The organism is Frischella sp. Ac48 (assembly GCF_019641635.1).
GTDB classification, from domain to species: domain Bacteria; phylum Pseudomonadota; class Gammaproteobacteria; order Enterobacterales; family Orbaceae; genus Frischella; species Frischella japonica.
The window spans coordinates 727,869-752,116 of record NZ_JAETXP010000009.1; the positions used below are offsets into that span (position 1 = coordinate 727,869).

General features: G+C 34.0%; 17 protein-coding genes and 1 pseudogene. 12 read left to right on the top strand and 6 right to left on the bottom strand.

From position 1 onward, the window contains the following. The first annotated feature begins 236 nt into the window (after nucleotides 1–236). The 4 genes and pseudogenes from proC (at nucleotide 237) to JMI89_RS07945 (ending at nucleotide 7,602) form a co-directional block, all read left to right on the top strand. Nucleotides 237–1,049, top strand: coding sequence for a pyrroline-5-carboxylate reductase (gene proC / locus JMI89_RS07935; protein WP_187755085.1), 813 nt, complete (start codon nucleotides 237–239; stop codon nucleotides 1,047–1,049). A 743-nt stretch (nucleotides 1,050–1,792) separates the two neighbouring features. Further along, entirely contained in the window at nucleotides 1,793–4,555 is a 2,763-nt protein-coding gene (locus tag JMI89_RS07940) for a filamentous hemagglutinin N-terminal domain-containing protein (RefSeq protein WP_220679754.1), read from the top strand. A 659-nt stretch (nucleotides 4,556–5,214) separates the two neighbouring features. Continuing rightward, nucleotides 5,215–5,319 (top strand): annotated as a pseudogene (locus tag JMI89_RS12060) (ESPR domain-containing protein); the annotation flags it as partial. Nucleotides 5,320–5,379: 60 nt separating this feature from the next. Beyond that, on the top strand, nucleotides 5,380–7,602 hold the full coding sequence (locus JMI89_RS07945; protein ID WP_255562867.1) for a filamentous hemagglutinin N-terminal domain-containing protein: 2,223 nt from the start codon (nucleotides 5,380–5,382) through the stop codon (nucleotides 7,600–7,602). A gap of 147 nt (nucleotides 7,603–7,749) precedes the next feature. Here the strand turns inward: JMI89_RS07945 and JMI89_RS07950 are convergent, their stop codons facing one another. From JMI89_RS07950 to ulaR, 5 genes are all read right to left on the bottom strand, one after another. Further along, nucleotides 7,750–9,354 carry a bifunctional aspartate transaminase/aspartate 4-decarboxylase gene (locus JMI89_RS07950; protein WP_220679756.1) on the bottom strand — a complete coding sequence of 535 codons (1,605 nt, stop codon included), beginning with the start codon at nucleotides 9,352–9,354 and terminating at the stop codon, nucleotides 7,750–7,752. 30 nt (nucleotides 9,355–9,384) lie between these two features. Next, nucleotides 9,385–11,073, bottom strand: coding sequence for an aspartate-alanine antiporter (gene aspT / locus JMI89_RS07955; protein ID WP_370633733.1), 1,689 nt, complete (start codon nucleotides 11,071–11,073; stop codon nucleotides 9,385–9,387). Between the two features lie 527 nt (nucleotides 11,074–11,600). Beyond that, nucleotides 11,601–11,879 (bottom strand): hypothetical protein, encoded by a 279-nt coding sequence (locus JMI89_RS07960; protein WP_187755294.1) that lies wholly within the window; start codon nucleotides 11,877–11,879, stop codon nucleotides 11,601–11,603. A gap of 265 nt (nucleotides 11,880–12,144) precedes the next feature. Then, the gene (gene ulaG, locus JMI89_RS07965; RefSeq protein WP_187755293.1) at nucleotides 12,145–13,212 is read right to left on the bottom strand and encodes an L-ascorbate 6-phosphate lactonase; all 1,068 of its coding nucleotides are present in this window, start codon (nucleotides 13,210–13,212) and stop codon (nucleotides 12,145–12,147) included. A gap of 25 nt (nucleotides 13,213–13,237) precedes the next feature. Beyond that, the gene (ulaR, locus tag JMI89_RS07970; protein ID WP_187755299.1) at nucleotides 13,238–13,999 is read right to left on the bottom strand and encodes an HTH-type transcriptional regulator UlaR; all 762 of its coding nucleotides are present in this window, start codon (nucleotides 13,997–13,999) and stop codon (nucleotides 13,238–13,240) included. 404 nt (nucleotides 14,000–14,403) lie between these two features. On the opposite strand from ulaR, the gene JMI89_RS07975 reads away from it, so the two are divergent. From JMI89_RS07975 to JMI89_RS08010, 8 genes are all read left to right on the top strand, one after another. Then, the gene (locus tag JMI89_RS07975; protein ID WP_370633734.1) at nucleotides 14,404–16,143 is read left to right on the top strand and encodes a PTS ascorbate-specific subunit IIBC; all 1,740 of its coding nucleotides are present in this window, start codon (nucleotides 14,404–14,406) and stop codon (nucleotides 16,141–16,143) included. Between the two features lie 31 nt (nucleotides 16,144–16,174). Then, nucleotides 16,175–16,642 (top strand): PTS sugar transporter subunit IIA, encoded by a 468-nt coding sequence (locus JMI89_RS07980; RefSeq protein WP_187755291.1) that lies wholly within the window; start codon nucleotides 16,175–16,177, stop codon nucleotides 16,640–16,642. A gap of 10 nt (nucleotides 16,643–16,652) precedes the next feature. Next, on the top strand, nucleotides 16,653–17,348 hold the full coding sequence (gene araD, locus JMI89_RS07985; RefSeq protein WP_187755290.1) for an L-ribulose-5-phosphate 4-epimerase: 696 nt from the start codon (nucleotides 16,653–16,655) through the stop codon (nucleotides 17,346–17,348). A 35-nt stretch (nucleotides 17,349–17,383) separates the two neighbouring features. Next, nucleotides 17,384–18,028 carry a 3-keto-L-gulonate-6-phosphate decarboxylase UlaD gene (locus JMI89_RS07990; protein ID WP_187755289.1) on the top strand — a complete coding sequence of 215 codons (645 nt, stop codon included), beginning with the start codon at nucleotides 17,384–17,386 and terminating at the stop codon, nucleotides 18,026–18,028. 137 nt (nucleotides 18,029–18,165) lie between these two features. Next, nucleotides 18,166–19,038 carry an L-ribulose-5-phosphate 3-epimerase gene (locus tag JMI89_RS07995; RefSeq protein ID WP_187755288.1) on the top strand — a complete coding sequence of 291 codons (873 nt, stop codon included), beginning with the start codon at nucleotides 18,166–18,168 and terminating at the stop codon, nucleotides 19,036–19,038. Nucleotides 19,039–19,406: 368 nt separating this feature from the next. After that, nucleotides 19,407–20,915, top strand: coding sequence for a helicase HerA-like domain-containing protein (locus tag JMI89_RS08000; RefSeq protein ID WP_187755287.1), 1,509 nt, complete (start codon nucleotides 19,407–19,409; stop codon nucleotides 20,913–20,915). Nucleotides 20,916–21,279: 364 nt separating this feature from the next. After that, nucleotides 21,280–22,290: an amidohydrolase family protein gene (locus tag JMI89_RS08005; RefSeq protein WP_220679758.1), complete on the top strand. Its 1,011-nt coding sequence runs from the start codon at nucleotides 21,280–21,282 to the stop codon at nucleotides 22,288–22,290. 103 nt (nucleotides 22,291–22,393) lie between these two features. Next, nucleotides 22,394–23,455, top strand: coding sequence for a hypothetical protein (locus tag JMI89_RS08010; RefSeq protein WP_220679759.1), 1,062 nt, complete (start codon nucleotides 22,394–22,396; stop codon nucleotides 23,453–23,455). A 67-nt stretch (nucleotides 23,456–23,522) separates the two neighbouring features. Here the strand turns inward: JMI89_RS08010 and JMI89_RS08015 are convergent, their stop codons facing one another. Continuing rightward, entirely contained in the window at nucleotides 23,523–24,209 is a 687-nt protein-coding gene (locus JMI89_RS08015) for a glutathione S-transferase family protein (protein ID WP_220679760.1), read from the bottom strand. Between the last annotated feature and the right edge of the window lie 39 nt (nucleotides 24,210–24,248).

Here is a 24,248-nt window from a genome sequence, read left to right on the forward strand (position 1 = left end):
CTACCTTGTTAAAATGCTTGTTCTTTTAAGAAAGTGAAATCGATCCTATGAATGTCGGTTCACATAACTAAAACCAGTTAATCACACTGTGGTGAGTGTTTAATGGCGAAAGTATTTACTAGGTGTGAGTTAATCTTAAAATTTGCCATAAAACTGAATAAATATCTTTTGCTATTTATCCTAAATCGTTATATAACTTTTAATCTAAATCTATTTAATAATCAAAGAGGAACCTCATGGAACAACGTATCGGATTTATTGGGCTGGGAAATATGGGGTGTGCAATCTTACAAGGGATTATAGCTAGCCAATCTGTTCCCGCATCACAATTCTATGTTTATGATATTCATCCAGAAAATGGTGAAAAATTAAAAGCGAATTATGAAGTTTATGTGATGGAGTCGGCAAAAGAAGTTGCAAAAGAAGCCGATATCGTATTTATTGCTGTCAAACCAAACAATATTAATGATGTTTTGAGTGAAATACAGAAAGAGCTCAAAAAGTCGACAGTGGTAGTGTCAGTCGCTGCTGGTATTACAATTAAAATGATTGAAGCCGTGATTGGTTATGATCAAAAAATTATCCGAGTTATGCCAAATACACCAGCTTTAGTCAACTCTGCGATGTGCTCATTAACGCCAAATACGGAAGTGACTCCAGAAGAGCTGTTAGCTGTCAGAGCCTTATTAAATTGTATTGGCTTAACTGAGGTCTTACCTGAATATCAAGTCCATTCTGCAACTGGAGTAGGAGGAAGTGGTCCAGCATTTGTCTTTATGTTTATTGAAGCACTGGCTGATGGCGCGGTGAAAGGCGGTATGACCCGTCGACAAGCTTATAAATTTGCGGCGCAAACCGTTATGGGATCAGCGAAACTGATGTTAGAAACAGGTAAGCACCCTGGTGAATTAAAAGATATGGTGTGCTCACCCGGCGGTATTACCATTGAAGGCGTACAGGAGTTAGAACAAAATACTTTTAGAGCTGCCGTTATGGATGCAGTAGAAGCGTGTATCAACCGTTCAAAACAGTTGTCAGGTGAAAAATAGTTTTCATCATGTTCATAATTTTTTTATTTGATAAATTTAATGAATGTTGAAAATAAACAATTACGAGTTGGTTAAATTTAGCAATATATGTAACATATTCGATATGAATCTCTTTTTATAAGTTTAAAACCAGATATTGAGTATACAGATATCTGGTTTTTCCATGTTAAAGCTTAATTTTAGCGATAAGTTCCCTTTATTTAAATTTAAATATGCTGGTGTACATTTATACGAAAAAGTACGTAGTATCATCATAGCAAGGCTTCAAATTATCTTAAAAGTATAATTCTTACTCTTTTACAGTCATTTTTGGAAAATTTTCTCTTTTTATTCAGTAATTTAATAGACATCTGAGTAAAATAATCTATTATACTTAAGTTATCGCTACCGCTAATTAAGCGGTAATTTAATTAATATTAAATTAATTTGTAATGATCTAATTTTTATAACTTATAATTCATCAACAGATTATCGGTATAGCTTTTATGAAAGCACCTTATTTACATAAATCGTCACAACACAACAGTAAGCTAATTATAATAAAGCATTTTGTTTAGAATCACCCTTTTTACAAGAAATCAAGTAGTAGCATAAGAAATTGATATTAGCGATATTTTGCTAAATGCTCCCTGTAATTTATTCATTGATTAATGTGATTGTTATTCACAGCGCATTAATTAGTGATGAATTTTACAGGGTTCAATATTCATGTTAAACGTCAAATATTATGAGAAGGAAAAACAATGAATAAATACTTTTATCGTGTTGTCTTTAATCGTGTGCGTGGCATGCTAATGGTGGTGTCGGAAATTACCAAAAATCATCAGGGTAATGCGCGCAGTAGTCAAAAAGTGAAATCCGTTCATAAGCTAAGTAATAAAGCATTTACTTTAAAACCAATGGTTTTTATGTCATATCTGGCATTAGGATTAGTTAGTGTGATAACCCCAAGCTATGCTGGCACCATCATTGTAGATAAAAATGCCGAAAGTCATCAACGGCCGATAATTGCGCAAACCGACAAAGGCGCAACACAAGTCAATATTGCTGCACCGAATAAAAATGGTGTTTCACATAATAAATATAATCAATTTGATGTTGATAAAAATGGTGTCATTTTAAATAACACAAAATTGGATAGTAGGAGTAGACTTGGCGGTAATATCAAAGGTAATGCATTATTGCAGGAAACCGGTAGTGCGAAAATCATTTTAAATGAAGTCAATTCAAAAGATCCGAGTAAACTCAATGGCTATATTGAAGTTGCCGGAAAAAAAGCTCAGGTAATCATTGCCAACCCAGCTGGAATAACCTGTGATGGGTGTGGTTTCATTAATGCCGATCGGGCTACGTTAACGACAGGTAAAGCCCTATTCGAGAATGATCAATTAGTTGGCTATCGGGTTGAAGGCGGTAATATCACAATTGCAGGAGATGGATTAGATAGTTCAGCACAGGATTACACTGATATTATTACACGAAGTGCCAACATAAATGGTGAATTATGGGCTAATAATCTTAAGGTTATTACTGGATTGAATGAAGTAACTGTTGATGGCAGTGTGACAAAATCAGACCAAACGTCAGGAGCTCCTGAGTTTGCTATTGATGTCTCTGCTTTAGGTGGAATGTATGCGGGTAAAATTGAGTTGATCGGCACTGAATCTGGTGTTGGTGTGCATAATGCTGGGTACTTAGGGGCGAGTTCAGGTGAGTTAACTATTACAACCGATGGTAAAATTATTAATGGAGGTACTATTCAAGCTGCTAGTAATTTAACCTTAACAAGTCAGGAGCTTGAGAATCGTAAAGCCAAATTAACAACCGAACAAAATTTAGTAATTAAGGCTAATAATATTGTTAATGAAAACGCTGAACTTAAAGCTGAATCTAAAATTGTGATTAATGCGGAGAATATTAAATCTAATTATTCTGATTTAGTAAGCGATAATATTAATATCAATGCCAATGTTGTCAATAATGAACATTCAAAATTTAATGCCAAGCATAAACTAAGTGTTAAAAGTAATGAAATACATAACCAAGAATCAAAATTCGAAGCAGATGATATTAACCTAACAACTTCAAAGCAGCAAAATATTGCTTCAGAGATAAATGGTGATAACATTGATATATATGCTGATACGCTAAATAATAAAGATACTGTATTCAAAGCAAAAAATGAACTAACTGTACGAGCTAACAACATTGAAAATATTAGTTCAATCTATAATGCAAATAATATTATCGTAGAGGCACAAAATATACATAATTTACTTTCTGATTTTCATAGCCTTCAACAGATTGATATGAAAGGGGAAGGAATCATAAATCATGGTGCCAATTTCACTGCAGATTCCATATACCTTCATGGATACGATATTGATAATGGTACTACATTAATTACTGGAAATAATATTAGGCTTCAAGCTAATAAATTAAAAATTTATTCAGGATATATGGATGCATTTAATATTACTTTAGATGCAGATAGAATAAATAACGATTTTAATCGTATAGTAGCTTATAATTCTATAACGATGTATGGTAATAAAATCAGAAACAATTCATTAACCATTGAAGTGGTTAACGGAAATTTGACCTTAATAGGTGGAATAATCAATAATCAAATAACTTCCTTAGCCGCTCATGGTGATATCTTTATAGGAGGCTATGATGGTTCAAATGGTATTTTTACACCAAAATTTATTAAATCACCTACACCGTTAATCTATGTCACAAATGAAGCTTCTAAAATATTAGGCAGTGGTAATATTGTCATTAATGCAGAAAATTATATTAATAATCATAAGGCTGTAATAACTTCGGGGGGAAATACGCTTTTAACAGCTAAAAATATCAATAATACCTTAGCGACTATTTTAAGTGAAAATTCAATAAATATTCGTAGTAATATTATCAATAATAGTTTCGGTAAATTAAAAGCAAATAATATTGATATAACTTCAGATGATCTTCATAACAATGATACAGAAATTATAGCCGATAATAAATTTAATCTTGTTGCTAAAAATATTTCCAACAAAAATGGTAGCATTACAGCGAAAAATATTCAGATTAGTGCAGATAAATTTACTCACGAATCAGGCAATATTAAAGCGAATGAAGTTTTTATTTACGGAAATAATTTAAATAATTATAGCGATATTGAAGCTGATGATATTCATATTGAATTGAATCAAAATCTTAAAAATTTTCAAACTGGTTTTATAAAGGGTAATAATCTTTTCATAAAAGCTTCAGAAATTGACAATTTTGGTGAAGACTCAATATTGAATCGTCGAATTTATGGTTTATTCGCTGAAAATTCCCTGATTATCAAGGCAAACACAATTAATAATTATCCAAATGCATCAATATTAAGCAATAATGAATTAGAGATTTTTGCTAAAACAATCAATAATTATAATGGAAGGATTTACGGTAAAGGATCTGAATATTTCCTTGTTGATGAATATAATAAATATGATGATAACTGGTTTTAATTAAACTTAACTTTTGGGGTATAGTAAATATGTTTATGCATATTTACTATTTTTTAGGTGTTTTGGCTAGTATTTGGTTTCAATTTACTATAATAATTTTAATTTACGAAATTTAGCTTTTGAACGGTAATGTTATAAATTAATTAAATAATTAAATAATTAAATAATTAAATAATTAAATATTTAATCAAAATATTATGATAAAGTGTTGTGAAACACTAAAAATTATTAGTAGAACTAATAGCCAGTTTTTTACTTTATTTGACATTCAGACTGCTATTCAAAATAACTTATCATGTTCTGCTTATTGAAAGCGATAGTTAATAACTAAAATAATAAATGGACATATTAAACATTTCAAAATTTATACAAATTTAAACCGATTATCGTTATAAGTGTGTTTATAAGATGCAGATTTAATAAATTTTTTTACGATAAAAAATACCACTAATTGTGTTAGTAAGTTTGATTAGAAATCGTCTTTTCACAAAAATTGAAGTTGTACCATAAGGAATTGATATTAGCTATATTTTGCTAAATTCACCCTGTAATTTATTCATTGATTAACGTGAAAGTTATTCACAGCGCGTTAATTAGTGATGAACTTTACAGCGTTTAATATTTTGTTAAACGTTAAATATTAATAGAAGGAAAAAACAATGAATAAATACTTTTATCGTGTTGTCTTTAATCGTGTGCGTGGCATGCTAATGGTGGTGTCGGAAATTACCAAAAATCATCAGGGTAATGCGCGCAGTAGTCAAAAAGTGAAATCCGTTCACAAGCTAAGTAATAAAGCTTTTACTTTAAAACCAATGGTTTTTATGTCATATCTGGCATTAGGATTAGTCAGTGTGATAACCCCAAGCTATGCTGGCACCATCATTGTAGATAAAAATGCCGAAAATCATCAACGGCCGATAATTACGCAAACCGACAAAGGCGCAACACAAGTCAATATTGCTGCACCGAATAAAAATGGTGTTTCACATAATAAATATAATCAATTTGATGTTGATAAAAATGGTGTCATTTTAAATAATACGAAATCGGATAGCAGGAGTAAACTTGGCGGTAATATCAAAGGTAATGCATTATTGCGCGAGACAGGTAGTGCAAAAATCATTTTAAATGAAGTCAATTCAAAAGATCCGAGTAAACTCAATGGCTATATTGAAGTCGCCGGAAAAAAAGCTCAGGTGATTATTGCCAACCCAGCCGGAATAACCTGTGATGGGTGTAGTTTCATTAATGCCGATCGGGCTACATTAACGACAGGTAAACCCATATTCAAGAATGATCAATTAGTTGGCTATCGGGTTGAAGGCGGTAATATCACAATTACTGGAGATGGATTAGATAGTTCAGCACAGGATTACACTGATATAATTGCACGCAGCGTTAATGTCAATGCTGAATTATGGGCCAGTGATTTAAAGGTTATAACTGGATTAAATGAAGTTACTGTTGATGGTATTGTGACACAATCAGTTCAAAGTGAGGAAGCTCCTGAGTTTGCTATTGATGTTTCCGCTTTAGGTGGAATGTATGCGGGTAAAATTGAGTTGATCGGCACTGAATCTGGTGTTGGTGTGCATAATGCTGGGCAACTAGGGGCAAGTGCTGGCGGTTTAACTATTACAGCTGATGGTAAAATAGTCAATAGCGGCACAATAAAAGTGGAAAAGGATATTGTTCTAAATGCAGATAGCCTAAATAATAATGGAAATATCTTGTCAGAAAACAATTTAACGCTTAAAGCGCAAGAAATTATTAATAAAAATAGCAAGATAGTAGCTGATGGCAATGTAACAATTGAAAGTGATAACATTAAAAATGTAGATACAATTATCCGTGCAGGCAATGTGTTAAATATACATGCCAAAATTAAGATTGACAATAGTAAATCCAATTTATTTGGCTATAAGGTTTTATTTGAAGCTACAGAAATGGATAATTATAACACCAGTTTGAAAGGTACATCATCGATTTCTATGAAAAATGTTATTTTAAAGAATAACCTTTCTACGATTACATCGCAAAATCTGAATATAGACAGTCAATTATTTACTAATGTAAAAACTCATCTTGATGGAACAATAATAAAATTAAACTCAATTTATTTAGAAAATAATGATAGTAATATTACTTCAGAGGAAATATTATTAAAAGCTGCACAAGTTTTTAACAAAAACACTACACTACACAGCTACAGAGATTTAAAAATTACAGGTAAAAGTATTGATAATACTTCTTCAGTAATTGCTTCAAGTGGTTATATAACAATAACTGGAGAAAGAATAAATAATCGAAATACTGAAATATTTTCAAAAAAAGATATAATTATAAATGCCGACAGCCTTGATAACAGCTTTGCCAAAATGAAGTCTGAGCATATGATTGATATTGCATCCAATGATGTCATAAATAGTAATGCCGAAATATTAGCTGAGAATAATTTATCTATTAAAGCAAAGACGATTAAAAATGATGATACCAAATTAATTGCGGGCAATATATTTATTAAAGCCAATAAATTAATAGGAAATGGGGATTTGAAGTCTTATAATGATTTGAAGTTAGATTTGCAATCGTCTTTTATCAATCAAGCTAATATTGAAGCGGATGGGGAATTAAAAATCATAAGTTTAGATAACATTAAAAACTATGGTCTCATTACAGGAAAAAAATTAGCTCTATCAGGATTGACTATAACAAATGATGAAAACGCGATGCTTAATGCTAATACAATACTTATATCTGGTGAAACCTTGAATAATTATGGAATAATAAATGGTAATAATGTCAAGTTGGAATTGAAGCAAGATCTTAATAACTATAAAATGGGTCGTTCAGGAATTTTTTCACAAGGCCATATGTTTATTAAGGCGACAACAGTTAATAATTATCCAAACGCTATAATAAGTACCACAGGTTATTTGCTAATTGATGCTCAAACGCTTAATAATTATTATGGACGTATTTCGGCTTCTGAGTACGATCTTAAAGTTGGTGAGTTTAATAATTATATTAAATATACCGATTAGTAAAAATAATTCAAATTAGTGCTTTAACTAATAGTGAATATGCATTGCATATTCACTATATTATTACCCAGAATTTTTTGCCTATTCTAGTATTTGGAATCATTCATCTAATGGCGAAAAATAACCAGTGCTTTGCTTATTGTATTATTATTTACTGTTTTTACTCTTAGATTTAAATTCAGCATAGTATTCTTCGGCTAATTTGCGTAGTGATGAACCTATTGCCGCGTATTGATATTCGTTTAAATTAGCTAATGAAGCACGTGCTGAAGGGTGTTGGACAGCAAATCCTTTCCCTGGCAATAACACTACACCCGCTTCGTCGGCAATACGGAATAGCAACTCAGTTGGATTCTTATTTTTCAATATCCATTTGGCAAATTTATCGTCATATAATTCACGACAAATTTTTTCCAGATCAATTAAGGTATAATATTCAACACTGTTGATATTGCGTTGTTTATTTGACCCTAATCGTTGATACAGGGTAGCATCACGGCGGCGAATTAATGTTTTTAAGGTGGATTTATAACTTTGGTCGGTATCCATCATTTCACATAATGCAAAAAGCACCATTTGGATTTGTTGGGGAGTGGAAAGTCCTGCTGTATGGTTTAATGCCACAGCTCGACTATCTGCTACTAAACGATCAATAAATTTTAGCTGATCAGGCTCTGTCACAATTGAGCTGTAACGTTTATGCAATATCTGTTTGGTCTTTTTTGGTAACGCGCTTATGGATTTATCTAAAATATTATCTCGCGCTAAACCAATAACACCTAATCGCCAGCCAGTAGCACCAAAATATTTAGAAAATGAATAAACTAAAATGGTATTTTGAGGGCAAATCGCAAATAACGATTGGAAATCATCGGCAAAAGTACCATATACATCGTCAGTTAGAATGATCAAATCAGGTCGTTTTTTGACGATATCAGCAATAACTTGCAGGCTTTTATCATCAATTTTTACTGACGGTGGATTGGATGGATTAACAATAAAGAAAGCCTTGATACTTGGATCTTCTAATTTACGCAGTTCCGATTCTGGATATTGCCAGTCTTTTTCTGGATCAGCATTGATTAATACTTCTTCCAATTGATAATCATTCAAACCCGGTATTTCAAGATAAGGCGTGAAGATAGGTGCACCAATGGCTATCTTATCACCTTGTTGAATCAAACCATTTTCTTTCATTGAATTAAATACATAGGTCATTGCGGCAGTACCCCCTTCCGTGGCAAACAAATCAATATCAGTATTAGTTAGCGTTTGAACTCCCATCTGTTGTAAAACATATGATTTAATAACTTCTTCACTATAATGTAACATTCGATCAGGAACAGGATAATTACACCCCAAAATACCTTCAACCATTTCTTGGAGGAAGGCATTTTCATCTAAACCTAACTGATCACGAATATAGGAAAATGCTTTGCCTAAAAAAGCGACACCTGGCGTGTTATAGTTACGACGCACAAATTCTTCAAAACGTCCAGTTAAACCAGGCTTAATAGGGAATCCTCCGACACCTTCATTCATATAAGAATAAGACATTTCTGATTCTTCTACTGCAAAAATTCCTAGTTGAAAAAACGCTTGTCTTGGCCAAGTTGCAAGAAAATTGGGATTACCGCGACCGGCATTTAACATCATCCGATCGGTATGACTTTGAGCCAGTTTAATTAAATTATCTTTTAATTCGAATGGACTTAAATTTGCGTATTGAGCATAATCTATTTTGTTTTTCATGATTTGATAACCTTATTTTGACAGTTTGAATTAAGCAAATGCAATAACTAATGGGCCGAGCAATGTTAAAAACACATTAGCTAAGGCATAAGTAATTACAAAAGAATTAGTAGGGGTAGCGTTACCGGCTTTGTTAAGCACTTCGCCAAAAGCAGGATTGGCACTGCGGGCACCAGCTAATGCACCAGCAAAAACAGCTGCGTTTTGATAACCCAGTACATATTTTCCGAAGTAGATAGCTAGTATCATTGGAAGCAATGTGACCACAATACCAATTAAAAAGAGTGAAAGTCCTTGTTGTTTAATCGTATTAATTGCTTCAAGTCCTGAACTTAAACCAATTACGACGACAAATCCAGCTAAGCCAAAGTCTTTAAGTAATTGCAGGGCACCTGATGGGATATTACCGATAGTTTGATGGCGTGAACGGTACCAACCAAACAATAAACCAGATAACAGTGCACCACCACCAGCACCTAATGTGACTGGAATTTCACCAATACGTAAAACAATAAGACCAATAATTAAACCGACAACTAAACCTAAACCATGAAAAATCCAGTCAGTTTTTCCGCTTTTGGTAATGGGTGCACCAATGCGATCAACAACACGTTTTAAATCACTATCAGCACCATATATGGTTATTACATCACCAAGCTGTAAATGAATATCACCAGTTAGTGGAAGTGATTCACCGTCACGGTGTATCGCAAGCAAGTAAATGCCATGTTTAAATTTCATCACTTCGTCAGAAGAGAGAACTTTCGTTAGACTCTGCCCAACATATTGGGTATTACGCATTTCAACATCCTGCGTATTCATCACAAAATCCATACCTGAAGCTGAATTTAATTCTGTTCCAAATTGTGAACTTGCTTTGAGGATAGCATTGCGATGACCGACAACTAAAACAATATCTTTCAGCTTTAAAGTCGTTTCAGATGAGACTTCAATAATTTTTCTGCCTCGTTTTATGCGCTCAATGCTGATGCCATCATATTTTTTCTCAATTTGTGCAACAGATTGTTTCATTAGGTGATTGACTTGATATAGTCGACCAGTAATATCAGATAAAGCTAAATGTTGATTACTGCCTAACACGACTGATCCATTCAATTGTTCAGCTTGTGCTTTCATCGCATCATCACGGATATCTCTCCCCATGATTTTGGGTAGAATATTAACACAAACAATAATCGCGCCTAACGATCCAAAAATGTAAGTCACTGCATAACCAATAGTAATATTACTTTGGTATCGACTAAGTTTTTCGGGCATTAAGCCTAATTGATTTAAAGCATCTGATGCTGTACCCATAATGGCTGATTGCGTTAATCCTCCAGCCGCAAGTCCTGCAGCTAACCCTTTGTCAAGATGGAAGATTTTTGCTAACACCAACACTGTGATTAGTCCAGCAATGGCAATAAATAACGCTAAAAAGATCTCACGTAAAGTTTTTACACCTAGAGAACGGAAAAATTGTGGACCACTTTCGAAACCAACCGCATAGATAAATAGGGCAAACAGAACGGCTTTTACGCCAGCATCGATCGTGACACCTAACAAACTAAACCCTACTGCAACCAGTAATGATCCAGCGACACCACCTAATTGAAATTTTCCTATTCGGATATTACCAATTAAGTAACCTAGACTTAATGATAAAAATAACAGAATTTCAGGTGAGCTTTTCAGCCCAGCCATAATCCAATGTGACAGCCATTGCAGCATTTTATCCTCCACAAATACTAAAATGAATCAAGAAATAGTGAATTGTTTGTATCCCTGATATTTTTATTTATTACCTGAATTTTATTTAACCGAAAATCAGTATTAAAAATTCACATTTTTTAATAAATATTAAGTTTTAATTCGATATTTAAAGCGTTACCTCATTGATATTTTTTTAAAAAAAAGGGGAATTGATTTTAAAAAATAGAATTGTGATTAATATTTATTAAAGAACGCGTTTTGTGACGTTGTCACAAAAAAATAGCTAAAACTATTTTAAAAAGTGGTAAATTTGGTTTTTAATCTTGTAAAAGTACCCCTTGGAAACCCGTTCAGCATAAAAAGGACCAGAACATCAAATGCTTAATTTTATTGACATGATATTTTTTGGTTATTAGGAAAAAATGATTATTTTTGAATGTGTTAGCGCATTTATGCGTTACGATAGTGTGAAAGTTAGTGTTCATAATACATTCGAGAAAAAATAGAAGGTGTCTTAGCGACACCATAAATTACTATTTCTGATGTGTTTTAACGCTACGATTATATTTCGGTTTTTTGCTGGTAATCTGATAATACACCCAAAGGCTTTGCAAAAATACCATCACACTAACGGCAGCAAAAAGAAGGTAAATTTCAAGGATAAAGAATAATTGATCAATGATGTACAAAGATGGATTATAACCATTAAATAGATTGACCATAATGATAATAAAACAGATCACACCGTTAATAACAGCGAGACCCCCTAAAACAGATGCAATAACAGAAAGGATTTTAAGAAACTTTTTCATAACATTAAATATATCAAACAGTTAACGTAATTTGATGTTACATGGTTTTGTGTATAATAGCAATAAAAATTGTGTTATTTTACAATAAGTTATGTTTTTTGTGGTTGATATGGTAAATGACGAAAAATTTATGAAATCAAATAGTCGTTTGTTTAGTAAAAACAAATTATCAGGATAGTTTGTTTATATTTATAAATACGTGTGTTCATTATTATGTCATAAAAAACCACCCCTAAGAGTGGTTGTATCTTGCAGTGGTTAAGGATTAGAGGAATGAACGATATGGTAATTCAGGTTCATCTGTAAAGATATCTCTAAATCCACGATAATGTTGATAATACATACGACCTTTATCAGTTGGATAGGTATATTTTCCACCAACTTGCCAGAAAAATGGTGCAAATTTATATTGCAAACGATCACGTTTCATCTTCCATAGGACTTCGATTTCACGTGTATCACTTTGAAAGTTTGCCCAAATATCATGATGGAATGGAATAACGACTTCAGTATTAAGGGATTCCGCTGCACGAATAATGTCAGAAGAGGTCATTTTATCAGTCACACCACGTGGATTTTCACCATAAGATAATAGTGCAACATCGATTTTATGGTCATTACCATGTTTAGCATAATAATTTGAATAATGAGAATCGCCCGAATGATAAAGATTACCGCCAGTGGTTTCAAATAAATAATTGACGGCGCGATCATCCATACCATCTAAAATTGATTTATCTGTCGATGACACCCCTTCCGGTAAAGTTACTAATGACGTACGATCAAATGAATCAAGCACCTTAATAGTAATATCGCCCACTTCAATAATATCACCGACATGAGCGGTAATACATCGTTCTGCAGGTACCCCCCATTTTTGCCAAAGCTCTACACATGCTTTTGGTCCAATAAATTTGACATTATCGCTACAATTTTGTAATACTGCGGCTGCCACATTTACATCAATATGATCGGCGTGATCATGGGTAGCCATTATGGCATCGACTTCTTTGATTGCAAAAGGATCTAGGACAAATGGTGTAGTACGTAAGTTAGGTTGTAGTTCACGTACGCCACCCATACGCATCATTTGATGTTGTTTTTTCATCCAAGGATTAGCATGAGTACGTTTACCCGTACCACACCAAAAATCTACAGAAATATTTGTATTACCCGCTGATTTGAGCCAAATACCGGTACAACCCAGCCACCACATTGAGAAAGTGTTAGGAGCCACTTTAGTTGCTTCAATTTCTTCATTTAACCAAGTTCCCCATTCTGGAAAAGTACTCAAAATCCAGGATTCGCGTGTAATTTCATTAACTTTACTCATATTTCAATCCTTATCATTATTAAAATTATACTAATATTATTTCAACACCTTGTTGTTTAAGACTCTCTACTACGGATTTATCGGCTAACTTGCCAGTTATCACTACGTCTATTTTGGTGGTTGGACAAAAAAGCATACCTGATCCAATTTTTTCAGTAACTTTTGTACTATCCACCACAACTACTAATTTTTGTGCATTATTTAAAATTTGTTGTTCAGAAACAGCAGTTAAAATTTCACTTTTATAAAGTCCTGCTGGTGTCAATTGTTTACCACTGGTAAACATAATATTGCCACTATAAATTGCGGATAACTCACTGGTAGGATTTAATATGATGTTTTGCGTCTTATTGTATTGTCCACCAATGATTGTAACGTGCTCATGATCATGTTCAATTAAATAACTTGCTAGCGGAAAATAGTTGGTAATGATATTAACGTCTTTACCGCATAATTCACGACCCAGTAGAAAAGCTGTCGAACCACAGTTCAATATGACGCTTTCACCATCTTTAATTAACGTTGATGCTTTAATCGCAATTCGTGCTTTTTCATGGTAATTGTCGGTATTATTAATATCTAATGGTGACCAAATTGGTTTTTTTTCTTCGATTCTAACAATACCATTACGTACTTTTTTAACTTTACCGGCATCTGCGAGTTTTACAATGTCGCGTCGGGCTGTAGCTGGAGAAATATTAAATATTTCAGTTAATTCCACGACTGAAATACTTTCCATCGTGCCAATCAATTTAACAATATCTTCGTGCCTTTTGGCTTCATTCATGACCATAATGTATAAAAACCTATGTTATCAACCATTTAAAATGATTGTAATAATCTGCTTTATGATTACTTATGATTTTATTGTTAATGGTTATCATTGTCAATCATTTAATGTTAAATACATTTAAGTTCATATTTGACAACATGTCTATAGAAATTACATTGAAAATATAAATAAATAACCTAATCGTGATTGTTATCACAATAATCATAAATAATCATTGAGTGATTTAATTTGATTGTTATCATTGTGGTGTTTAAGTCATAAGCGCGAAAATGAGAGAGGGTGCGCTAAATATAATTAATGTTATGTAACTAACGATTTTTTTTAAATAAAAAAAAGAAACAAGGTGAGGCAATATGGAAACAATTTATAGTGTGTTTTACATTTTCTATAGTCAAGTGATGACTAAAGCTCCATTGTTATTAGGTTTAGTAACTTGTTTAGGCTACTGTTTACTTAAAAAAGATGTAACAACTGTTATCAAAGGAACAATTAAAACAATTGTCGGATTCATGTTGTTACAAGTGGGTTCAGGTGTTTTGGTATCAACATTTAAACCAGTAATTGAAAAGCTTTCTGAATATCATCATATTGATGGTTCTATTATTGATACCTATGCTTCAATGGTAGCGGTAGAACAAGGCATGGGAGATAATTACTCATGGGTAGGTTACGCCGTTTTATTAGCCTTAGCGTTTAATATCGTGTTAGTGTTATTTCGCCGCATAACCGGTATTCGTACCATTATGCTTACCGGACATATCATGTTTCAACAAGTTGGTTTAATTGTACTATTTTACTATCTTTTCGGTTTTAGTATGTGGGAAACCATCATATATAGTGCCATTATCATTGCATTATATTGGGGGATCTTCTCCAACATGATGTTTAAGCCGACTCAAGCGGTTACTGGTGGGGCTGGTTTTTCGATCGGACATCAACAACAATTAGGTTCATGGATTGCAGTCAAATTAGCTCCAAAGTTAGGTGATAAAAATGATTCTGTTGATAATTTAAAATTACCAAAATGGTTACATATTTTTCATGATAGTATCGCTGCAACAACCATCGTCATGACATTCTTTTTCGGTATTATTCTGTTATCTTTTGGTTTATATGACTTACAAGTTATGGCTGGTAAAACGCACTGGACCATTTATATTCTTGAGACCGGCTTAAAATTTGCTGTGGCAATTCAAGTTATTGTTGGCGGCGTACGTATGTTTGTTGCAGAATTATCTGAAGCTTTTAAAGGTATTTCTGAAAAATTAATTCCTAATGCCGTCTTGGCGATTGATTGTGCAGCTATCTATGCTTTTTCACCGAATGCTATGGTATTTGGCTTTATTTGGGGGGCATTAGGTCAGTTTGTGGCTATTGGTATCTTATTAGGTTGCCAATCACCGATTATGATTATTCCTGGTTTTATTCCAATGTTCTTCTCAAATGCAACTATTGGGGTGTTTGCGAATCACTTTGGTGGTTGGAAAGCAGTAATGAAAATCTGTTTTGTGATGGGGATTATTGAAGTACTTGGTTCAGCTTGGGCATTAGATATTTTCTTACAAAACGGTACACCTATTCCAGCTTGGATGGGGATGGCTGACTGGGCTATTTTATTCCCACCAATTTTACAAGGTTTATCCATTTCTCATCTATTTATCTATGTATTAATCGCTTTATCATTGGTCTATATGTTTTTTGCTGCCAAAGCACTACGTTTAGAAGAAGCTACCAATGCACAAAATAAAGTTAATGATGATGAAGCAGATGCTACAGAAGATCAAAATCCAGCAGTACTTAGTAAATTAAATGAAGTGAATCAAACTGAAACACGACCAATTAGAATCTTAGCGGTATGTGGGAGTGGTCAAGGTTCCTCAATGATGATGAAAATGAAAATAGCTAATTACCTTGATAATAAAGGCATTGCCAATGTTATGGATTCTTGTGCGGTCACTGATTACAAATCACGTTTAAATAATGTAGATATCATTGTTTCATCTAAACATTTATCACATGAGATTGAAGTGGGCGAAAATCAATTTGCACTTGGTGTGCAAAACATGCTCAATCCTAATACATTTGGTGATGAATTGATTGAGTTGATTCAGCAAGTTAATCAAAAACAACAGAACTAACAACGAATAATATTTTGGGGAGAAATGGGATATGGCATTAAAACAATCACTAATTGAAAACGATTCTATTTTACTTGGTGCTTCGGCAAGTAATTGGCAAGAAGCAGTAAAACTAGGTACTGATATGTTAGTGAAATCGGGTGCAATTGAAGCGGCTTATTATGACGCCATCATTAACTGCGTAGAGAAAATGGGACCTTATATTATTATAGCCCCAGGCTTTGCCATGCCACATGCACGTCCTGAAGATGGCGTTAATCGCACTGCATTTGCCTTAGTTACTTTAAAAGAACCGGTTCTTTTTGATGGTGAAGATGAACCAGTTAAAGTATTAATCACACTAGCTGGTAGTGATTCGGATAAACATATGGCTGGATTGATGGAAGTGACTCAAGCGTTGGAAGATGAAAACAGTGAAACTGGAATAAATTTAGACAAATTTGTTCAATGTCATACTAAAGAAGATGTTTATGACGTTATTGATCAAGCCTTAGAATAGGGAGTCAGTTATGTTTCAAGCATTAAAAGAAAAAGTCCTAAAGGCGAATCTACTCTTGCCAAAGTATCATCTCGTGACATTTACTTGGGGTAATGTGTCAGAAATCGATAGGGAGCAAAATGTAGTCGCGATAAAACCTTCTGGTGTGGAATATGAGCAAATGCAAGCTGATGATATCGTTATCGTTGATTTGCAAGGTAATATAGTTGAAGGAAAGCTTAATCCATCTAGTGATACCCCTACTCATCTTGAGTTATATAAAGCCTACCCTTCGATAGGTGGGATTGTGCATACTCATTCCACCCATGCAACAATTTGGGCGCAAGCTAGTAAAGATATCCCTGCGTTAGGTACTACGCATGCTGATTATTTTTATGGTGACATTCCCTGTGCCAGACATTTGACAGATCAGGAAATTAAGCAAGAGTATGAAAAAAATACGGGGTTAGTCATCGTTGAGGAATTTGCTAATCGTCATATTGATCCGGTGGCAATGCCAGCGGTTCTAGTATCGGGTCATGCGCCATTTTGTTGGGGTAAAGATTGTTTCGATGCGGTACATAATGCTGTAGTACTTGAAGAAGTTGCCAATATGGCTTTAGCAACACGCTTACTTAATCCGGTTATTCACATCGAACAAGCGTTATCTGATAAACACTATTTTCGTAAGCATGGTGCAAATGCTTATTATGGTCAACATAAATAATTTTCAATTTATAATGAAAAATAAGGAATAATATAATGAGCAAACCAATGATTCAAATCGCCTTAGATCAAACCCAATTAGAACCAGCTATGGTTGTTGCTAAAAATGTTGCCAATTATGTTGATGTTATTGAAGTTGGCACGATTTTGGCATTTGGAGCAGGAATGGAAGCTGTACGTAAATTACGTAAAGAACATCCCAATCATATATTAGTTTGTGATTTAAAAACAACTGACGGCGGTGCTATATTAGCGAAAATGGCTTTTGAAGCAGGAGCAGATTGGTTAACCGTATCTGCAGCAGCGCATATTGCAACTGTTGCCGCATGTAAAAAAATTGCTGACGAGTTTGGTCGTGAAATACAAATTGAACTCTATGGTCATTGGACATACGATGATGCAAAAGCTTGGCGTGAATTAGGAATAAAGCAAGCGATTTATCATCGATCACGTGATGCTGAATTAGCTGGGGTAGGCTGGACCGAGGAAGATTTAGTCAAAATGAGAAAATTATCTGATCTTGGCTTAGAATTATCCATTACAGGGGGGATTGTACCCGAAGATATTCATTTATTTGCTGGCATTTCAACTAAAACTTTCATTGCTGGTCGAGCATTAGCCGGTGAAAATGGGCAAGAAACAGCGGCGGCATTGAGAGAACAAATTGCTAAATATTGGTAAAACTCGTTAGTTGTTTTCTTTATAGGATCAGCGATTATGCTGATCCTTGCTAAACAAACTAATATTAACCACTCATTGTTGATAATTTAAAAGATAAAACGCATTGTGGCTATTATTTTGATCAAAAAGGCAATTTTATGACAATAATTAAATCGAAAAATCGTGTCGGTATTTATGAAAAAGCACTCCCTGTTGAAATGACCTGGTCAGAACGTATTGCAGCAGCAAAACAATTAGATTTTGATTTTTTAGAAATTTCGATTGATGAAACTGAAGCTAGACAGGCTAGACTGGATTGGTCGCAGCAGCAAATTCGTGAAATAAAATTACTATGTGATGATTATGCATTACCATTACAATCAATGTGTTTAAGCGCGCATCGAAAATTTCCTTTTGGTTCTGCCGAACCAAATAATGTAAAACAAGCAAAAGTGATCATGCTAAAAGCCATCGAATTGGCACATAAATTAGGCATAAGGGTGATCCAATTAGCCGGTTATGATGTATATTATGAACCTGCCAATCAAGATACTCACTTAAGATTTATTGAAGGTATGCAATATTCTAGCCAGTTAGCGGAACAAGCTGGTGTAATGCTAGCGGTAGAAATAATGGATACTGATTATCTTAATAGTTTAAGTAAATTTGAGATACTTAAAAAACAGGTATCTTCACCTTATTTTATGGCTTATCCCGATGTAGGTAATATAAATGGTTGGAATTATGATACTTGCACCGAGTTGAAATTGGCACAAGAACATATTGTTCAAATTCATTTGAAAGATACCTTGAAAGTGAAACCTGATTTTAAAGGACAGTTTCGTGATTTAGTTATTGGGGAAGGCGAAGTCAATTTTGTTGAAATATTCAACACATTAAAAGAAATGAATTATCAGGCACCATTTGTCATTGAAATGTGGGCTAATGATAATAACTGGCATCAGAATATCATTATCGCTAAAAATCGCTTAAAACAAGCTGCTCAATCAGTTAAATTTCCCTTTATGTAAACGCATTTGTCATAATAAAAGCAGTAATTTATTGCTGCTTATTTATTTTTTTAACTATAAATCATTTCCCAATTGATTAAGTTTTTATTTTTAAGCATTGTAAAAACGATAAATACAGGATCGCCTAAAGTAAACGAATTATTATGATAATCATCGATGATAACATGTAAATGATTTGATTTTCTTTTTTTAATAAAATTTTGCACTTTTTGGGTGTTATTAAAAATAACATAATCTATATTTACATTACTTTTCCAATATCTGCTTTATTAGTTTAAGTGATTGTTATTGTTATAATAATTCAAAAAAACTATTGTGTCTGATCAACAAATACGTCTATGATAGTAAAAAAATTGTAAGGAATGATTATGGTAACTTCTCTAGTTATTGCAAAATCGGAGCCTGATCATCGTGATCTGGTTCTTTTACCCGCATTTGCTAATCGTCATGGTTTGATTACTGGGGCTACTGGTACTGGTAAAACAGTAACATTACAAAAAATGGCCGAAAGTTTTGCGCGAATAGGTGTACCCGTGTTTTTAGCTGATGTGAAAGGGGATCTAACCGGTTTGGGCGTTGCGGCTACTGTGTCAGATAAATTAACTACCCGTTTAACTAATATTGGGGTTAACGATTGGCAACCGTGCGCATCATCGATTGAGTTATGGGATGTATATGGTGATAAAGGTATACCGTTACGGGCAACGATTTCGGATATCGGTCCCTTATTACTAAGTCGGTTATTGAATCTTAATGAGGTACAAACGGGTATTTTACAACTAGTGTTCAAAATTGCTGATGATAATCAGCTATTATTATTGGATTTTAAAGACTTACGTGAAATGGTTAAATATGTTGGTGATAATGCCAAATCATTCATAACCGATTACGGCAATATTACAGCAGCTTCAATTGGTAGTATACAGCGTAGCTTATTGTCATTAGAGCAACAAGGTGCAGATTATTTCTTTGGCGAACCAATGTTAGATATTGCTGATATTATGCAGTTAGATGCTAATGGCAACGGAAAAATTAATATTTTAGAATGTGAAAGATTATTTAATTCGCCAAAACTTTACTCTGTATTTTTACTATGGTTATTATCGGAATTATTTGAACATTTACCCGAAGTGGGTGATTTAGCAAAGCCAAAATTAGTGTTCTTTTTTGATGAAGCGCATTTATTATTTAATGATATTTCTAAAGTATTACTTGAAAAAATAGAACAAGTGGTACGATTAATACGTTCAAAAGGCGTCGGGATCTATTTTGTTACCCAAAATCCAACCGATATACCCGATAGTGTTTTAGGCCAATTAGGTAACAGAGTTCAACATGCTTTACGAGCATTTTCAATTAATGACCAAAAAGCAGTTAAAGCTGCAGCTCGAACAATGCATCAAAATCCGGAAATTAATACTGAACAAGTGATAACTAATTTAAGTGTTGGGGAAGCATTAATCTCATTTCTTGATGAAAAAGGTCGACCTAATATGGTTGAGCGAGGAATGATTATTGCACCTGAATCATTAATGGGTGCAATGTCAAATGAGCAACAGCATGCGCTTATCTTACAATCAGTTTTACAACAAAAATATGCTACACCAATTGATCGTCAATCTGCTTATGAAAAATTAAAGGCTGGTGCAGTCTCTACACGTACAGAATCTACAGATACTTCATCTACCTCATCCCAAACTGAATCGAGCGGATTTTGGGATGGAATTAAAGATTTTCTGTTTGGCAGTAAGGGTGTTCGGGGTGGGCAGAAAGATGGTTTAGCGCAAAAAGTAATTCAAAGCACTTCACGACAAATTGCTAATAATATTGGTCGTGAAATTACGCGTGGAATATTAGGGAGTTTAAAGAAACGTTAGTGAAAATAGTTTTATGGTAAGTATAATTTTTATTGACTAATTGCCCATTAGTTGTGTTCTATTTTATATAAAAATGCCAATTTGCTATATATTGTTATAGTCTCAAAAATGAGACTATAACTTTTTCATTTATTTACCTTTTTTTTAATTAAAAAGGTTGCTATTCATAAATTTTCCATTAAAATCTCAATCAATTAAAAGACAGCGGAGACGTTGATTTCTAAAATGCATTACCAAGTACTTTATTTTAATACTAACAATTTTAATGATAGTTTAGTTATTTCTCATTATTAATCCTCCTATTGGAGGATTTTTTTTGGCTAAAATTTTATCGATTACAATAGGACAATGACGAGAATTTATTATGACAAATAAAGATATTTTATTAGCAAGTCGGGATCAGAGTTTAAAAGCTTTTTTGATGAAAAGTATCAAACAAAATGGTGGTTGGGTTAATGCTCATATGCATGCAGATCGTGCTTTTACCATTACACGGGAAAGTTTTGATATCTACCAAAAACAAACTTTAATTGAAAAATGGGATACGCTCGATCGTATCAAAGCTGCTATGACTGAGGAAGATTATTACCGCCACTTTAGTATGGCTGTGGAACGTATGATTGAGCAAGGCGTATCTGCAATGGGCTCATTTGTTGATATCGATCCTATTGCTCAGGAACGTGCGATAAAAGGGGCTTTACGTGCCAGAGCAGTATATAAAAACGATATTGTAATTAAATTAGTTAATCAAACATTGAAAGGGGTGATAGATAAAGAAGCGCGTTATTGGTTTGATAAAGGAGCTGATATGGTGGATATCATAGGTGGATTACCACGTCGCGATGAGCGTGATCATGGTCCTGGAATGGGACTAGTTCACTTAGATGTATTAATGCAAACCGGCAAACGTTTAGGTAAAATGGTACATGTGCATGTTGATCAATTTAATTCCCCAGAGGAAATCGAAACAGAGCAACTGACTGATAAAACCATTGAACACGACATGCATGGCAAAGTTGTAGCTATTCACAGTATTTCCATTACAGCGCACGATTTTGCGTATCGACAGAAACTCTATCAAAAAATGAAAGAAGCAAAAATGATGGTGATAGCTTGTCCTTTTGCTTGGATTGATAGTCCTCGTCGCGAAGATCATGGCCCAACACGAAATTCCCTTACTCCAGTGGATGAATTATCAACTGCTGGCATTCCCGTTGCGATTGGTACCGATAATATTAGTGACTATATGTTGCCGTTTTCAACCGGAAATATGTGGGAAGAATTAAAGTTACTCGTAACAGGGTGCCGTTATACTGATTTAGATAATGTCATTAAAGTCGCAACCCAAAATGGACGTTTAGTTTTAGGTTTATGAGTTCAATAATATTATAAAATAGTTAATGTTAAAAATACTCTATGTTTCATTAGTATTAGTAAAATCAGTTTGGTAAGTTTAATTAATATTTCAAGGGTACACCATGAATAACAACATCACGCCTTTTTATGACCCACTGCTCAGTTATGAGGATAATTATCAACAAGGACCTTTTGGTGATTTTGCCTATTTACCTAAATCATCAATTGTCATGCCTCATAGTTCTCGATTTTTGAATTTTGACGTAAATTTACCCTTTGGTATTCCAGCGGGACCGCTATTGAATGCTAAGTATGTAAAAGCTGCTTTAGGTTATGGTTTTGATCTCTGTGTATATAAAACGGTACGAACCCGCGCGCATAAAAGTCATCCTTTACCGAATGTATTATCTATTCACCCAAAAGGAAAGTTGTCGGCTGAAGTTGATACGGTTTTGGCTGATCACGATTTTACTTTTCCAATTTCGATAACCAACTCTTTTGGGGTGCCGTCGTTTGATCCTGATGTTTGGCAACCTGATATGGCTGATGCTGTGTTGGCAGCTAAATCAGGGCAACATGTTATTGGTAGTTTCCAAGGTACTCCAGGTAATGAAGCAACGATTGAGCAAGATTATGCCAATGCAGCTAAATTAGTGGATGAGACTGGTGCTCCCATTTTGGAGGCGAACTTAAGTTGTCCAAATGAAGGTGTGAATAAATTATTATGTTTTGACTTTACAAAAGTGGAGCGAGTTGCTCACGCGATTAAAAATGCGGTGCCTAATAAGCCTTTATTTTTGAAATTGGCTTATTTTGCGCATGATGATGCCATATTACCGTTATTAAAGAAATTAGATGGTGTGATTGAGGGATATAGTACAATTAATACATTATCAGCTAAACCGGTAGATGCTCAGGATCAGCCTGCTTTAAGTTCAACCAGGCCAGTTGGTGGCATATGTGGAGATGCTATCCGTTGGGCTGGATTAGATATGGTTGCACGTTTAGCTCGATTAAGAGCCGAGCTAATTCATCATTTTACTATTATTGGGGTAGGTGGGGTTAGCAGTCTGGAGCATTATCAAGCATTTAGGCACGCTGGTGCCGATGCCGTCATGAGTGCAACTGGGGCAATGTGGAACCCACAATTAGCTTTTGAGATTAAACGTGCATTGCTTGAATAATAAAAAATTAATTTTATGCATGCATCAATGCCCATTTGGGCATTTTTAGCATGTTATTATTTAGATATTAGCGCGAAAAGCGATATGGCTCATCTATCGCAACAAAATGGTGTTCCTTTAAAGCTGCATCAATCCATTGCGTGATTCCATGAGTTGAACAAAGTGTCTGAATATACTTTAGTAAATCATCAGATACTTGGATTTGGTAATTTTTTAATCTTAAACAAAGAGGGGCATAAAACGCATCAGCAATTGTAAAATTACCGAATAAATAATTACCTTGTGAACGTTTTAAGTAACGGCTTAGTAAATTATCAAGAAATTCAATTTCTTTTTTGACTGGCAGGTGATCACGTAAAATAATTTTACCAATTTCAGGTAATTGTGCTTCAATATTAAAAGGCAAATATTGACGAATTTTCTGGTATCCGGTATGCATATGTGCTGTTAAACTTCGCGCTTGTGCGCGTTGTTTTATATCAGTTGGCCAAAGTGCTAATGCAGAGTGTTGCTCCGCTAAATATTCACATATTGCTAATGAGTCAGTTATAACGAAATCATCCACGACTAAAAAAGGAACACAGCCAAATGGATTGAAGGTTAGGACGGTCTGTTTAAACTTAGAATTTTTATCAAAATTGTCAAAATGGATCCATTTTTCTTCAAATGGGATGGCGAAATGTTGCATGACAATCCAAGGTCGCATTGACCAACTGGAATAATTTTTATTGCCAATATAAAGAGTGTATGACATGGTGATTTCCTATAAACTTTATTGTTGTGAGTTTTTGAC

Bases quoted from the DNA above. Each gene is read 5' to 3' on its own strand.
- JMI89_RS07990 (WP_187755289.1), top strand. From the start codon at position 17,384: ATGAGCAAACCAATGATTCAAATCGCCTTAGATCAAACCCAATTAGAA.
- araD (WP_187755290.1), top strand. From the start codon at position 16,653: ATGTTTCAAGCATTAAAAGAAAAAGTCCTAAAGGCGAATCTACTCTTG.
- JMI89_RS07960 (WP_187755294.1), bottom strand. From the start codon at position 11,879: ATGAAAAAGTTTCTTAAAATCCTTTCTGTTATTGCATCTGTTTTAGGG.
- JMI89_RS07975 (WP_370633734.1), top strand. From the start codon at position 14,404: ATGACTAAAGCTCCATTGTTATTAGGTTTAGTAACTTGTTTAGGCTAC.
- JMI89_RS07995 (WP_187755288.1), top strand. From the start codon at position 18,166: ATGACAATAATTAAATCGAAAAATCGTGTCGGTATTTATGAAAAAGCA.
- JMI89_RS07980 (WP_187755291.1), top strand. From the start codon at position 16,175: ATGGCATTAAAACAATCACTAATTGAAAACGATTCTATTTTACTTGGT.
- JMI89_RS07940 (WP_220679754.1), top strand. From the start codon at position 1,793: ATGAATAAATACTTTTATCGTGTTGTCTTTAATCGTGTGCGTGGCATG.
- JMI89_RS08000 (WP_187755287.1), top strand. From the start codon at position 19,407: ATGGTAACTTCTCTAGTTATTGCAAAATCGGAGCCTGATCATCGTGAT.
- JMI89_RS08010 (WP_220679759.1), top strand. From the start codon at position 22,394: ATGAATAACAACATCACGCCTTTTTATGACCCACTGCTCAGTTATGAG.
- JMI89_RS07945 (WP_255562867.1), top strand. From the start codon at position 5,380: ATGTCATATCTGGCATTAGGATTAGTCAGTGTGATAACCCCAAGCTAT.
- ulaG (WP_187755293.1), bottom strand. From the start codon at position 13,212: ATGAGTAAAGTTAATGAAATTACACGCGAATCCTGGATTTTGAGTACT.
- JMI89_RS08015 (WP_220679760.1), bottom strand. From the start codon at position 24,209: ATGTCATACACTCTTTATATTGGCAATAAAAATTATTCCAGTTGGTCA.
- proC (WP_187755085.1), top strand. From the start codon at position 237: ATGGAACAACGTATCGGATTTATTGGGCTGGGAAATATGGGGTGTGCA.
- JMI89_RS07950 (WP_220679756.1), bottom strand. From the start codon at position 9,354: ATGAAAAACAAAATAGATTATGCTCAATACGCAAATTTAAGTCCATTC.
- ulaR (WP_187755299.1), bottom strand. From the start codon at position 13,999: ATGAATGAAGCCAAAAGGCACGAAGATATTGTTAAATTGATTGGCACG.
- JMI89_RS08005 (WP_220679758.1), top strand. From the start codon at position 21,280: ATGACAAATAAAGATATTTTATTAGCAAGTCGGGATCAGAGTTTAAAA.